We start from the raw sequence: 15440 nt of genomic DNA, 5'->3' as shown, positions 1-15440 counted from the left end.
GATGAGCATGACTCGATCCTTTTTTCTGTGATTTTGCGTTTTGGGAACAAAAATTTCGCAAATTTAGGATCGAGTTTCTTTGATACTCCTACCATTTTGACAAGCTATTTATTATAAGAAATAAAATCTTGCACAAATTATATTCACAAACTATCAGATAATGATATCGACTCTTCTGGTTATTACTCGTTATTCTCTTTTATGTCAGTATGTGACTTCAATGTCAGTGATGATTTTAAGGAAAGAAAAAACCAAATAAAATATTTCATAAGTATTTCTCGATATATTAAATACTGAACCATTCAGAGTCTATACATTTTACGGGATGTTCCTATGTTATTTAGGAGGCAAGTTTGGAGAGTATATCTGTTAGTACAAACGGTTCAATCATCGAAAATTCAATTATGTTCGGTCAATTTGGCTGGCCTGAATATGAGCCTGACATGACGCTTAAGGGTAATTTAATTTCGCCAGAATTACGAGAGTTATTACTTGATAAGTGTTCCGTTTCAAAATCATTACCGACCGAACAGTGGTGGAAAGAGAAACGAAAGAAAGATTTACCTTTACATATATTAGTCAGAGATTATCTTAATCATTCTTCTATTCAGTTTAATTCAAAAACTATTTTTTCATCCAGTACTGAAACGTTGGAAAAGATTAAAATCAGTATTAATGAAAATGGAAAAGTTGATATTCTTCTTCCTGTTTTCTGCGTTATAAGTAACTGGCAGAAAAGACATGATATAACGTCCATGACGATGGCAGAAGAGGTCTCTTTACTACATCTGGCGAAGATTTCCTCATGTCTTGAAGAAAATACTGGGGTTAGCATACGTTTCAACGTTCTTTCAGATGCCACATTTTATGCCGGGATTTTTGGTGATCCTATGGATGCGGCGGAAAAATATATTCAGGATCTGAAGGAGTTTACCCGAGTAAGAAAGATTGACGAAATAGTCAATGTTATTGATATATCCGATATAGTTGGGTTACTTCAGGATGATTATGATCGGGCTTTATCTGAAAAAATAAAAATTTTCACATTGAATCCGTCTCTTGGTATTAGCCATGAAGAAGCCATTCGTTTTAATGCGAGTGTTGGAAGTACTGTGAATATTTCAGATCTCTCTTTAACATATAATCAAAAAAAATCGATATTTTGTGATTCCATTTTTCCTGATCAGGCTATAAAACGTGAGATCATGAATAGAGTTCACTCAGCTTTTATTCATTACAGAGCTATGAAAGAATCAATGGCGAGTATTCAATGGGAAAAAACATTATTTCCTAATGCCATACGAGCTACTATTCACCATAAAACAATACCTGTAATTGGGGTAAGGATATATCCCGGTTATAAGAGTTACTCACCTTATCTTCCTTATCATGGTATTGCAGTTATTGAAAACAGAAATAATATTTTTAGAATGAAAGTTGAACAAGAAATTCACCAGCATGATAAACGAGTAAGAATTGTTAATAGCAAAGGTGTGAGTGATTTTTATATAGATGCTGATATATTAGAGAATATATCAGACTTACTCTATGAATAGAGCCTTAGCGAAAGTACAGTAATATTGTGATATTGCTATTTGATATATAAATATTGATACCTTTAAGATTTGAGTAATAATTCAATATCGATTTATGTCCTTCATCTTAAGTTATGCGCTGCTATAGCCGGAAAGATGAAGGGCATATCTGCTTGTATCTCCTATAGAGGCTCATCCATGCGTAATTTCAGCTTAATTATTTTGGGGAATATCGCATTAGAAAGTTCAATGCCATTGCTTTTTGCCGTTGGCGGGCTGGCCGGTCTGTATCTTGCTCCGTTTTCCTGGTTGGCAACCTTGCCGATTGCGGTACAAATGGCTGCTGGTACTGTCTGTTCCATTCCATTTTCAAACTTAATGGCGCGCTACAGCCGTAGAGCCGGATTTATTCTGGCTGGTATCACAATGATATTGGGTGGATTTATTTCAGCGATTTCTATTTATTTAGGTAGTTTTATTCTTTTGCTCGGAGGGCATTTTTTGATTGGTATTTCTATGGTCGGTGTCAATTTCCTGCGATATGCTGCTGCTGAAAGTGTCCCTAAAAACCGTGCTGCAACAGCAAGTTCTATATTGCTGGCTTCAGGAATAATTGGTGTCATCATTGGTAGCGAACTCTACGGAAAAGAAAATAATCTGAGATTTGAGCTTCCATTTGTCGGAATATATTTGATTATCTCTGCTATTGGCGGGTGTGCCGCTTTGGCTTTTAGCCTACTTAATGGAGGATTTAGGCATTCAATTCATCAAATAGATTCTGATGTTAGTAAAACATCAGGATTTGCGTTCATTATTTCCAATCACGCTTTATTTTTTGGAATAGTGGCAATGGTGCTGGGCCATGCAATTATGATTATAGTGATGTCAGCTGCCTCAATTGCTTCTGCCGGCTATGGGCTGGGAAATTCAGAAACCGGTATGTTAATTGGTGCTCATCTTGTCGCCATGTTTGCTCCCGGTATTATCACCGGTATGCTGATATCAAGAATGGGAGCAAATCGCATTATTTTGTTAGGAGCGATCCTTAATCTGGCTGGGTTCCTGACAGGACTCATTAGTGAAACAAATATGATAATTCTTGGAGTCCCTCTCATCTTTGCTGGTTTAGGGTGGAACTTTATGTTTCTTGGGGGAACACATATCATCAACGGAATGTCTGATGGTATGGATAAAGTGCGTGTTCAAGGGGCAAGTGAAACTTTATTGGCCTTAGTATCAATGGTATTTGCGTTTGCATCTGGAGGGATCTACGAGCTACTTGGTTGGATGGGGCTGATTTTTGTTGTGACAATAATGACGCTACTGACTATAGCATTACTTTTTATTCATGCATATTTGATGCCGAATATCGTTGATAAATCTGTCTGATTTTTTATGCGGATATAGTTTTCTCACATTTATATTCAGCTGATGTTAATTTTGCTGAACATATGCGAACCAGAACGCATTTTTTAAACTTTCTCTCTTATCTATTTGCTTTTACTGGAAGAGTCTTTATATTCTTTGTTCACCGAATAACCAGAAGGTATCATTACTTTCCCTGATAAAAAAGGAGGTTTCTGATGTTTGTGCAGCGTTTCTTTAACGCTCGCTTATTTGGCGACAGAAGCTTGCTCAAGAGTTTGTGGCATACGCTGCGATAATCTCAGTTTGAGCGAAAAATTTTGATTACTGCTCTAAAGCAGTAAATTGATAGTTAGTGTTATCTTCACTCAAGCTCGAAGAATTATTGTCAGCACCTGACAACGGTGTTTTGCACCCAAAATTCTTGAGTTTATCTATGAGTACTTATTTATTTGCACAATCGCTTTCTATTGCTTTTTCTTCATCTTCTTTGTTTGAGGGCGTGACGTTTACACTGAATAAAGGTGACAAGATAGGGCTGATTGGCCATAACGGCTGTGGCAAAAGCACCCTGATGAAATTACTTAGCGGTAATCTGGAAGATTACGGCGGTCAGATGACGGTTGCGAATCAGTGTGTACTGGCCTATGTCGAACAGCATCTCCCTTTATCTCTGCATGATGCGACGCTGATCGAAGCCATTGCCGAAAAAATTAAGGTTGATGAAATTTGGCGGGCAGAACTTCTGTTATCTGAACTGGGTTTTTCCCAACAGGATTGGCAGACACCTATCGGGAATCTCAGTGGCGGTCAGCATATGCGTTTGTTGCTTGGCCGTGCGGTGATCCAACAACCGGACTTGCTGTTACTGGATGAGCCGAGTAACCATCTGGATTTAACCTCCCTTTTATGGCTGGAATCTTTTCTGATTCAGTGGAAAGGATCGTTTGTTGTGGTGTCGCATGACCAAACGTTGTTGGATAAGGTGACGAATACAACTTGGATAATGCGGGATAAAACCCTGCATCATTTTGGCATGGCTTGTTCGCAGGCAAGGCAGGCTCTGCTAGAGCGTGATCAGGCTGATCTGCAACGTCATGCCAGCGAGCAAAAAGAGATAGACAGGCTGGAACAAAGTGCCGAACGGCTGGCGGTATGGGGAAAAGTTTATGACAACCCTGATCTTTCCCGTAAAGCGAAGACAATGCAAGCACGTAAGCAGCGTCTTGCTGAGCAGCAAACCAAACTGACACAGGGTACACCATGGAGGCTGACTCTACAGGGAGATTCATTACCGGCTAACCGGTTACTGAATATCGAACAAATGGCTGTCATGCCTTTAGGAACTGATGTTGTTCTGTTTAATGTGCTGTCAAAGCAGATCAAAAGTGGCGACAGAGTAGCTATTCTGGGTAATAACGGAAGTGGAAAATCCACTTTATTAAAAGCTTTGCATCAGGAGTATCTGGAAAAGACATTGCAGAATGTGGATTACCATCCACAGTGTCGGCTTGGTTACTACGATCAATCGCTGGAGCAGATTCAGGATGATGACACACTGAGCGATGCGCTACTTCGTTTTGCACCAACCATTGATGATCAGCGTAAACGGGCACTTATCAGTGCAGGTTTTGAATATAAGCGACATCAACAGAAGGTGGCATCACTGAGTGGTGGTGAGCGAGCCCGCTTATTATTCGTGGGGTTGACGCTGGCACGTTACCATCTGTTGCTGCTTGATGAGCCAACTAACCATCTTGATTTGGAAGGCAAAGAAGAACTCTTTGACACTCTGAAAGAGTACAAAGGTGGAGCCTTGATTGTCAGCCATGACAGAAGTCTTATCGAACAAAGTTGCAATCGTTTTTGGCTGATTAGCGATGGTGAATTAGCCGAATATCACAATGTCGAAGAGATCTATGCTTTGCTTGAACGCGGGAATAGTTCATTTAAACCTCAACAGCAGTGTATTGATCGTAAACAACAAAAAACAACAGCATCGGGATGGAATGAAGAAGTTTTGTTGCAACGTCTGATTGAGCTGGAGCGACTTTTGCAGGAAGATTTAAACAGAAAATCGAAACATCAGAAGCCAGCTTTACAGGAAAAGTGGCGGCAGGAGATTGAAGTGATAAACAGGCAGCTTTAATTAGCTGTATCTGACCGTCATTAATTTTGCTTTGATGGCGGTCAGATTATTTCAAACAAATTCTAAGTCTCCAGAATGCCTAATATCAAAACTTTTACAGAAATTCGCTGAATTCATCAGCATTCGGTAGCTTTATAGTCTGTTTGAAACCCGCCAGCTTCACTTCCTGACGTGAAAGTTCAATATCTGAAGGCTGTAGCACTGAGTTACCGAAATTATAAATCACAGATTCCTCACCGCGGCAAATGGCCTGATCCTGTTGTTCGCTGATCTCTTTAACTGGCTGATTAATATGGTGATAACTGCTGATAGCTGCATTGCCATGTTTTTTCGTCAGCATCTGCATTGTCTGTTGTGGGGATAAAACAACTGCACTGGCATTATTACCGCCAAAACCTTTTGAGTTAATAATTGTGGCACGCATATCATTGCCCTGTTCACCAGCAAACTTGTCCTGCATTAAGATATTCAGGTTGGAAGCGTGTACATCTTCAGCAATATGGTCGATTGTCTTAATACCGGGTATCCAGCCATATCGCCAAACCCCTAATGTGTTAGCTAACTGATCGCCGGCAGAGGCAGAAAAAGAGTGCCCGACGTATGATTTAATAGCGGTTATATCCCAATGGCTGAGCCCAAAAACTTTCGCGACTTCATTGAGAATATGGCTTTCAGTCACTCTGTTTTGGGGAGTTCCTGTACCATGTGCCTGAACGTAAGAGTGCTGTAATTTTCCGTCCAGAATGCTGTTAGTCAGGGAGGCTGCTTTCATCATCGTAATATAGTTACCCACTCCCGGAGAAGAGATGGATTTCTTATTCGCATCGGCATTTACGAAAACATCAGGTACAGAACCGAGAATATTAGCGCCACATTGCAGAGCAAGCTCATCACTCATCAGCAGTACGAACTGTGATGCTTCAGAAAGTGTCAGCCCGACATTAGTTGAGAATGGGCGGCAGGCACGACGGTTGTTGACCGTATCAGTTCCATCCAGTTTACATAACTGATGGTCTTCTGCCATAGCTCCCATAGCACTGAACCCTTCCAGAACTTCAGGAACGACAGGGGCTTCGGCACATCCAACTAAACAAATTTTGGCTTTACCCTGCCTGATATCATTAACGCCTTGCTTAAGGTTATACAGAAAACTGGCGCAGGCACCGATATTGGCAGATGTGCTTCCTATGCTATTGATAATATAGCTGTTAATAAAAGCGGCTGGCATATCGGGTAAGGAAAGCGGCAACATTTTGGAGCTGGCACGTAACCCGTTCAGCCGATTACCGATTAATCCTGATAGTGAAAACTGATCCACCTGGCCTACAGCACAGCTGGCGTAAACAGAGATTTGATCGGGGTCTACCAATGCGGATATCTCAGACCATGATATCCCGATTGAGTTTAGTAAATCTGAAGCTCCATATACGGTAAGACGCAAGCCGCGTGGGTGATGATGAGCATGATATAAATCTCCCATTTCAAACCCTTCCGGTATTTGTCCGGCACTGGATACAGAGAGTGAGGTATAAGCTGGCTGTAATAGCTGAACTGAGTCTTTATCAGAAGTCGTAATTATTTTATTAACCGGTACATTATGTGGATCAAAAAGTGTTATTTTTCTAATGAGAGTGCCATTTTTCGCCTGTTCAATCTGGGAGGCTGTGACAGATCCAGTATCGCTAATAATCCCCATCCGATGGCATAAATCACTCCATGTGTCTTTCATTACTGTGTCATTAAGGCTATCTGATACAACACGTTTATATCCGTGGAATCCAGAACTTCGTCCTGCCGCATTGATACCACCTAAACCAACAATTACAGGTAATTTACTCATTGTGAACTCCGAAAGGTTTTCTTTGCAGTTTAGCAATTGGCGTAAATTAATACTCTGATATATTGGTCATTAAAACTGAGAAAATTGCCATTTGGCTCTATTGAAACTAAATATTAAATATTATACCCCCGTTATTTTTTAAGTTTTAGCTTTGTTGGCAGTATCCCGAAACTTCGTAAGGTATAGCTAAGAAGGGTATATGATGTCCGGAGAGTGGGTATGAAAATAGCGTTTGTCTTATATGACAGAGCATTACAAAGCGGAATTACGTTTGCATCAGATATGCTGAATAGTGCCAGTAGCCTGAGAAGTCATGCTGCGCAGAAAAAGCAGCCACTTTGCATATCTGTTGTGGGTAATGTGAAGAAAAACCATCACCAGACATCGCAAATTATGTTACATACTCACCATGCATTTTCAGATCCCGTTGATTTCGATTTGGTTTTTTTGCCTCCGATGTGGGGGAATCCATTTCCTGCAATGGTAAATAGAGAGGATATTTTCGCATGGCTACGCCGGCAAAAAGATAATAATGCAGTCATTGTTGCAACCGGTACAGGCGTATTCTGGCTGGCACAGGCGGGATTGCTGAACGGAAAAACAGCAACAACTCATTGGTCATTTTATGACAAATTTATGCGCTGCTTTCCGGATGTTAACGTCAATCGTAAAGCAGGTATTACTTATAATGATAATATTTACTGTGTCAGAAGTATTAATTCTCAAACGGAATTGCTGGTTTACCTTATTTCTCAGTTTTTTGGTCTGAAAATTGCCAGAGTGATTGAGAAACATTTTATGCACGAAGTCTCTGACTTTCAGTCTGAACCCTTCTTTCAGATGGGGGGGAATACACAATTTGATGAGGTGGTATCAATAGCTCAGAGTTATATTCAGAAAAATATAACTTCACCAATCACCATTAAAGAAATTGCTAACTATGTTGGGGTTTCGGAGAGAACGCTAACACGTAACTTCATGGCTCAGATTGGTGTTTCTCCGCATAAATACATGCTTAATTACCGCTTATCAACAGCAAAACAGCTGTTGAAAGACAATAACCTGAATTTATTGAATGTTGCACAGTTAGTCGGATTCAGAGATCCACATTATTTCAGTAAAGTGTTTGAGAAACATTTTGAATTGACACCTATAGCTTACCGTAATTTGGTAAAAGCAAAGGCATTCCGTGCCGATTAGCTGAAAGACTGCTTTAGGTATTATATTATCTCAGAATGCCTTGTTTTTCAGGCCAAGCCCCTGTAGACCGATAGTATTGAGTTCTGCGGAAGTAAAACGGTTTTTCCAGTTTTTTTCATAATGCTCCGGAGCAAAATCTGCCGGAGATGTCCCCTCCTCAAGTGCGGTTGCGACATGATGAGCATAGGCCAAATTTTTATCACATAACGGTGCTGCGGGAATATACATCACATTTCCCCAGCCCTGTTGATTTTCGACAGGGGCAACGGAGTGAATCAGATCACAATGCCACCAGACTGAGTCACCGGCCTGTAATGCCGGAATACTGCATAATCCCCGAATAAGATGAGGATGCCATTGCTCTGAGATGGGGAGAGCTTTACCGGGCACCACATCACACAATTCATCTTCAGGAACATCATTCAGTAGTGGGCGCAGCAGGATATAGGCTATTGCTTCGGGAACAGGGACAACATGCAAAAGTCCCTGACCGGTCAATATGTCAGACAATGCAGTCCAACCCTGAAATGTTCTGAAAACAGAACATCTTGTTTTATGATCGAATTCATTCACATCGGGGCGATAGGCAGCATCCCAAGGCTCATATTCTGCGAATCGGTTAGTAAAAATGTTCTTGAATACGTTTTGATAAGCGGGTAGCAGCCAGCGTTCCAAAGAGCCAGAATCGATATGAGCGCCCAGTCCTTTGGAATTCGTGCCCGGAGGCTTGTGACGAATACGGTCGGGATAAATCATATTGACGTTAGGGTTAAACCAATTCACTCCGGCTGATTCAAACTTCCACAGATGATTCAGGAAAGATTGTGCTATCGCCATTCTTTCACTCTGTCTGGCCTGCATCTGTGCCCGTGACCAGTAAATAGGATAAATTTCCGGACGGGATGTTTTAAGCGTGCCGAAGTAATTATCTTTTGGCCCTTGATAAAGGCGATCAAATTCATTGATATCAAGATAATCAAGCATTGATCTATCCCACGCGATTGCCTGAGAGCGTGGAAAATTTTGCCTGATGACTAAACAACCACGGCGCTTGATTTTCTGGATGGTTTCTTCTGATACTTTACCTTCAGCTAAATCATGCCAGTGTAGTTCAGGCCAGGCACTGCCGAGATTTTTTTCATCTTTTTTAGCCTCGGCTAACTCTTTTTCTATCTTGTCACATACCTGCAAAAAGAGCGTTTCCACATCCCCGATTTGCTCGCGCAGAATTGGTTTCATCTGACGAATTTTTTCACGGTAATTATCAGGAACGCTGGTGGGATTTGAAAAGGTATTCATAGCAGCCTCCTTAGTATAAAAATCAATCTAACCTCGATTCATAATATAGCAATCAGGTTTTAGTCAATTTGTGATAATAATCTTTTAGAGGAGTATTTAATGTTTTGTTTTCATTGATAAAGGGAAAATATAGAAATTATTGCCCTGTAAGTACGCAGGGCAATAATGAATCTGACGGTATTAACCCGCGGGCGTATAGTAAATGGGTGAACCCGGGCCGACAGGCAAACCAAGAACAAAGACCCAGAGATAGAAGAACAGTGACCAACCCACCATAAATACGACGGAATAAGGTAGCATCATGGTAATCATTGTCCCGATCCCGGCATCTTTTTTATATCTTACGGTAATTGCCATAATCAGCCCAAAGTAACTCATCATCGGGGTGATGATATTGGTGACAGAATCACCAATACGGTAAGCTGCCTGAATAGTTTCTGGAGCGTAACCAGCCAGCATTAGCATAGGGACAAATATGGGAGCGGTTACAGCCCATTGTGCAGATGCTGATCCAATCATCAGATTAATAAAAGCACAAATCAGGATGAAACCGATAAATAACAGGCCACCGTGTAGGTTAATATCATTGAGGAAGGTCGCCCCTTTTACTGCAATAATTTGACCGATATTTGTCCAGCCAAAGAAGGCAACAAATTGGGAGGCGAAGAAAATAATGACCAAATATAAACCCAGATTACTCATGGACTGTGCCATGCCATCGACTATATCTTTATTGGATTTGATGGTTCTGGCCATATAGCCGTAAACAATGCCAGGCACAGCAAAGAAGATAAAAATAAAGACGACAATAGATTTCAGGAAGGGTGAATTGCCGATTAATCCAGTTTCCTGATTACGTAATACACTATTTTCCGGTATAACGTTCAGCGCCAAAATAACACTGAGAGCAGCAAACGTTAGTGAAGCGGCGATAAGCGCTTTCTTTTCCTGAGGAGTGATTTCAGCGGAACTTTTAAACGTACTTTCATCTTCATTCAGGGTAGTTGTATATGGGCCTAATTGTGGTTCTACAATTTTTTCAGTCACCAAATAACCCAGAATAGAAATCAGAAACGTACTGGCAAACATGAAATACCAGTTAGCTTCAGCCCCAACGGTATAGGACGGATCGATGATCTGTGCCGCCTGCTGTGTAATTCCCGAAAGCAGAGGATCAACCGTTCCCAGTAATAGATTGGCAGAATAACCACCGGATACGCCGGCAAATGCTGCTGCTAGGCCTGCAAGTGGGTGGCGTCCAAGTGAGTGGAAGATGATAGCGGCTAGTGGAATCAGTACCACATAACCCAGTTCGGAGGCAGTATTTGACATAATACCGGCAAACACAATGGCTAAAGTGGTTAATTTGGGCGGCGCTTTCACCACGACCAACCTCATCAGAGCAGACAGCATACCTGAGCGTTCTGCAATACCGACACCAAGCATGGCAACTAACACTGTTCCTAACGGAGCAAAGCCAGTAAAGTTTGTCACCAAATTAGAGAGAATTTTACGAATTCCATCTGCGTCAAGTAAGCTGACAATATGGATCACGCCATCTGCCGCCCGGCCTTTTGCCCCTTCAGGGCGTGGATCAATAACTGTGATGTCAAAATATTGCCCGATTGCTGAAGAGACTAACAAAATAGCAATAAGGATAATAAAAAGAATAACAGGATGAGGTAAAGCATTTCCTAGCCACTCTACTGTTCGTAGAAAGCGACTTCCGTTTTGTTTTTTAGTTAACATAGTTTCTCCTTCTAATACAGAGCAACGGAAGTTACATAATGTTTTGATTTTTTGCTATATAGTAAATATTCGAGTGTTGGATGGGGTATCAGGTAGTGTTTTATTTTGTTGCTGTTTTATTTTCTTTTTTTATCAATGTATTGATAATGGCAGGTGTTATTCCCATGAAGGGAAATATCCGTAAATAAGAATGATAATAAATTTCAGAAATGTGTTCTATATAGCATTTATGCCGTTCAGTTGATGAAAAGTTACCGGTGTTTTTAGAATGATATTTTTAATTTCGATATAAGTATGGAGTGCTTTTTTGTATTGATAATGAAATGAAACGATAACGTAGTGTTTATATTTCATTATGTTATCGTTTCATTTTTTAGATAGAAGACCAAATGGATAAGTGATTTATTAAGAAAGCCATTCTATTTATATAAATAATATTTAATGCTTCTATTGAATTAAAAAATGGGAAAGTTTTTTTTAAGATGGATTATTGAATTTACTCGAATTAGATATTAATAGTGGCATCAGTAATAATCCCATCAATGCAGACGCTAACGTAATTAGAGCAAACATACCAGACCAGTCATAATGATTAATCACCTGACTCAGTGGCCAGCCTGCAATAGCTGCACTCAGATAGGAATATAACCCGAGGTAGCCTGTAACAGTACCCGCAGCATTCTTATGACAATATTCTGTCGCTGCTAGCCCAATTAACATTTGTGGGCCGAAAACAAAAAAGCCAATACTAAAAATACAGGTAGCTAGTAAGGCACTATTTTGTATGGGGGCTAGCCACAGTGCTGTAACTGAAAAAAATAATCCCAGAGAAAATAGTAAAATCATAGGAGCTCGCTGGCTACGAAAAAGTAAGTCTGAGCCCCATCCTGAGCAGAGTGCTCCCAATAATCCTCCTAATTCAAATAATGAGAGGATCGTATTTGTGTTGAGTAAATCAGAACCATGTTTTTCTGTTAGCCAAAGACTTCCCCAGTCATGTATTGCTGTTCTAATGAAATAGATCAGAATATAGGAAATACCAAGCAACCAGATAATACGATTAAACACAATTGTTTCTTTTAAAATTTTTATCATTGGCATTGGTGGGGATAGTTGTTCTTGCCTCAGTTCCAGATGATCTTGTCGCCAGCTTCCAATACTGGGTAATCCATGCTCTTGAGGAGTACCACGTAATTGTTGGCATAGCCAAATTCCAAGTAATATGCTAATGACTCCGGGAAGCAGCAATGCTGCCTTCCAACTATATAGTGTCGCTAGTAGCGTTGATAATAGCGTCAGGAGGATCCCGCTTATATTAATTGAAATATTCCAACATCCCCACCAGAATCCCCGTTCGTTACGAGAATACCAGTAAGTTAGTAAGCGTGCACATGGAGGCCAGCCCCAGCCCTGAAAAAAACCATTCAGTGTCCATATAATTAATATGGCTGACAATGAAGAACAAAATGCAAGGACAACATTAAGTACTCCGGTTATTAATAATCCCACTCCCATAAACCAGCGATAGCCTGTATGGTCATGGAAAATTCCGGATATAAATTTTGAAACTCCGTAAGCAAGATAAAATAGGCTGGCGATCCAGCCAATATCATTTTTATCTAACACTAGCTCTATTTGCATTGCTGGCATAACAGCATTTAAACTTCTGCGTGTAAGTTGAAATGTAGCATAACCGATCAATATTGATAGTAATAAATGAACTCGCCAATAACGATATTCCTGTGAGATCCAGCTATTGTTATCGGCTAGCATAATAATATTTCTCCATAAATGTAATTTTGTATTGATAAATGAATTATCTCATTTTTAAATCTGTTTATTATTAAACATGTTTTTTACATGTAAAAAATAAATCTGATTGTTTAATGTGCTCATGATAATCTATGGGCAAGTTAATCACAATATGTGTTCCTTTTTGTGATTTTAATAACCAGTTTCCACCAATTATCTGAATTCTCTCTTCAATACCTTTTAATCCAAAACCTGCATTTTTCTTTCCTTCAGTGATTCCGACCCCATTGTCACTTATGCGAAGTTTAATAAAATTTCCTTTTTGTTTTAATGTAATGATTATTATGTTAGCACCCGAGTGTTTATTTATATTATTCAGAAGCTCTTGAATGAATCGATATAGAGTCAAAATGATAGTGCTATCTTGAGGCTCCTGTGGTAATTGATAATTGAACTGACAGGCAATATTCCTCTCTTCGAAAGCAAATTCATTTACCAGATGGCGAATTGCCTGCTCAAATGACATTTCATCTAAGACGGGAGGGCGTAATTCGCGAAGAAGTTGTCGGGTAGAGTGGTGTATTTGCTGAGCAATGGATTTAATTTGATCAGCGGCTTTTATTGTTAACGGAGAATTTGTCGTTCGTTTCACTAAGGTAGATTGAATTTGAATTGCAGTAATATTTTGTCCAATTTCATCATGTAATTCTCTGGCAATATTTTTACGAATGTTTTCTTCGATATGGACTATTTTTTGCATTAGAATTTGTCGTGCAGCTAATTCCTGTTCCAGTTGTGTGCGATAACGATTGAGATTTTCTGTTAATCGCTTTTGATGGATAAGATTACCGGCTAATTGCTGTTGACGGCTGATGGCAATACCAAGTCCTATACCCAACAGGGCTTGTGTTGTTAAGAAAATTTCAAGTTCTTGTAATTCACTGAAAGAGCCACTGAAGTGGCGAGCAGATGTTACGATCAGGCTGCCTAATAAAGCGGAGAAAACTCCTCCTTGCCAGCCGTAACGATAGGCCATAAATACATTGGGAATAAAGACTAAAATTGACAGAATTCCTTCAATTTTAGGTGATAAAAAGAATTGACCACTTACACCAAGTAAGCTGAATAGGAAACACCACATCAGTAATGATGTATGTAATTGGGGATAAGAGGAGTTATCAGTAATATTTTGCCTTTTAAGGTTTTGCTCGTATAAATAGATATATATAAGATAAATAAAAGGAGATAGAAGAACCCCACCTGTTAGCGATGTAAGAAAAATGAGATTAGCTTTACTCGGTAATAAAAAACTTAAGAAAAGGGTTTGTAAAAGGCTATTGGCTATTACACCAGACAATAATATAGATATTTGTTGCCAATAAAGAGAATGGTTTTTCCATATCATTTTTACAATGATGATTGTAGTCAAGCTGATAAATGGAGAGAGTAATATACTTATGTTTGTAATAAGTTGCTCATGATAGAACCACATTAATATACTGATTTCACTTATAATAAGAATAGCGATATAACGTCGCCATAATAAAATCATTAATACTAGACGCAGCCCTTGGGGTAAAAATAGTGCCGCCTGTTGCCCATTTTTACTCAGATAAAAACTGATTATCCATAGAGAGATCCAGGTAAATGAGTAAAAAATCAGTAGAAACAGAGCTTGTAAGCTAAAGCGTATTTTACAATTCATTCACTAACCCGCAATAATCTGATTTTTTAATGCGTAATGCACGAGTTCAATAGTGGAGTCACACTGTAATTTACTAAGGATATTAGCACGGTGGACATGTACAGTTTTTGGACTTAATTTAAGTTGCTCCGCAATACTTTTCGCATTTACTCCATGTATTAAAAGATTAAAAATCTCTCGTTCCCGTGGAGTGAGCACTTGTAGTACATCTAATTCTTGTGGCTTTTGGCGCAGAGCTTTCATGGCGTCGGCACAAAGGTAAATGTCTCCATTGTGGACTGTACGTACTGCTTGCACCAGTTCTTCTGCTCCACAACATTTTGTCAGATAGCCACGAGCCCCTGAATCAAGCGCAGTTTGCACAAGAGCAGCTGTATCATAAATACTGAGCATAATAGTACGAAAATTGGGCTTTTGGGGACGTAGCCGTGCAAGAAGCTGCAAACCATTTTCATGTGGCATGGCTATATCCATGATGACAATATCAATTTTCTTTTTCAGCAGAGCAGGCCATGCTTCTATACTATTGCTGTATTGTCCTACTATTGTAATATCATCTTCAAGTGTCAGTAGTTGGGCAAACCCTGAACGAACTACAACATGATCATCAATAAGTGCAACTTTTATCTTCATTTTTCGTTATAGGGTATTTATTATAAATTATTTATATATCATGATGTTCATGAAAAAAATTTAGTGCAACTAAATGCGTTAAATTTGCAATGAAGATAACAAATTAGACTGTTATTTGAGTTAATAACATACATGATAATTCATTTGTATTATTGTTTATGTTTTAATTCATAGATTTTTTTGATGTTATCTGTCATTAAATTAACCTAAATA

The 15440-nt window shown here is 39.4% G+C and carries 10 protein-coding genes; 4 read left to right on the top strand and 6 right to left on the bottom strand.

Features of this window, described 5'->3' with window-relative positions; all coding sequences use genetic code 11:
* The first annotated feature begins 353 nt into the window (after positions 1-353).
* The 3 genes from AACX68_RS01120 (at position 354) to AACX68_RS01110 (ending at position 5049) form a co-directional block, all read left to right on the top strand.
* Positions 354-1556, top strand: a complete 1203-nt coding sequence (locus AACX68_RS01120; RefSeq protein WP_228860350.1) for an L-tyrosine/L-tryptophan isonitrile synthase family protein — start codon at positions 354-356, stop codon at positions 1554-1556.
* Between the two features lie 69 nt (positions 1557-1625).
* The gene (locus AACX68_RS01115; protein WP_228860349.1) at positions 1626-2924 is read left to right on the top strand and encodes a hypothetical protein; all 1299 of its coding nucleotides are present in this window, start codon (positions 1626-1628) and stop codon (positions 2922-2924) included.
* A gap of 412 nt (positions 2925-3336) precedes the next feature.
* Positions 3337-5049 carry an ABC-F family ATP-binding cassette domain-containing protein gene (locus tag AACX68_RS01110; RefSeq protein WP_228860348.1) on the top strand — a complete coding sequence of 571 codons (1713 nt, stop codon included), beginning with the start codon at positions 3337-3339 and terminating at the stop codon, positions 5047-5049.
* 94 nt (positions 5050-5143) lie between these two features.
* Here AACX68_RS01110 and AACX68_RS01105 read toward each other — a convergent pair whose 3' ends face one another.
* Entirely contained in the window at positions 5144-6889 is a 1746-nt protein-coding gene (locus AACX68_RS01105) for a beta-ketoacyl synthase (protein ID WP_228860347.1), read from the bottom strand.
* Positions 6890-7108: 219 nt separating this feature from the next.
* Here AACX68_RS01105 and AACX68_RS01100 point away from each other — a divergent pair, with 219 nt between their 5' ends.
* Positions 7109-8089, top strand: coding sequence for a GlxA family transcriptional regulator (locus AACX68_RS01100; protein ID WP_228860346.1), 981 nt, complete (start codon positions 7109-7111; stop codon positions 8087-8089).
* Positions 8090-8119: 30 nt separating this feature from the next.
* Here the strand turns inward: AACX68_RS01100 and AACX68_RS01095 are convergent, their stop codons facing one another.
* From AACX68_RS01095 to AACX68_RS01075, 5 genes are all read right to left on the bottom strand, one after another.
* Positions 8120-9388 (bottom strand): YbiU family protein, encoded by a 1269-nt coding sequence (locus AACX68_RS01095; protein ID WP_228860345.1) that lies wholly within the window; start codon positions 9386-9388, stop codon positions 8120-8122.
* Between the two features lie 180 nt (positions 9389-9568).
* Positions 9569-11137: an AbgT family transporter gene (locus AACX68_RS01090; protein ID WP_228860344.1), complete on the bottom strand. Its 1569-nt coding sequence runs from the start codon at positions 11135-11137 to the stop codon at positions 9569-9571.
* 477 nt (positions 11138-11614) lie between these two features.
* Positions 11615-12910: an MFS transporter family glucose-6-phosphate receptor UhpC gene (gene uhpC, locus AACX68_RS01085; RefSeq protein ID WP_228860343.1), complete on the bottom strand. Its 1296-nt coding sequence runs from the start codon at positions 12908-12910 to the stop codon at positions 11615-11617.
* Between the two features lie 70 nt (positions 12911-12980).
* Positions 12981-14594 carry an MASE1 domain-containing sensor histidine kinase gene (locus tag AACX68_RS01080; RefSeq protein ID WP_228860342.1) on the bottom strand — a complete coding sequence of 538 codons (1614 nt, stop codon included), beginning with the start codon at positions 14592-14594 and terminating at the stop codon, positions 12981-12983.
* A gap of 3 nt (positions 14595-14597) precedes the next feature.
* Entirely contained in the window at positions 14598-15227 is a 630-nt protein-coding gene (locus AACX68_RS01075; protein ID WP_228860341.1) for a response regulator transcription factor, read from the bottom strand.
* Between the last annotated feature and the right edge of the window lie 213 nt (positions 15228-15440).

The sequence above is a fragment of the Xenorhabdus sp. PB61.4 genome, assembly GCF_963894935.1.
GTDB lineage: Bacteria > Pseudomonadota > Gammaproteobacteria > Enterobacterales > Enterobacteriaceae > Xenorhabdus > Xenorhabdus stockiae.
Note: the sequence above shows the minus strand (reverse complement) of the source record. Positions and strands in the feature narration are given on the sequence as shown.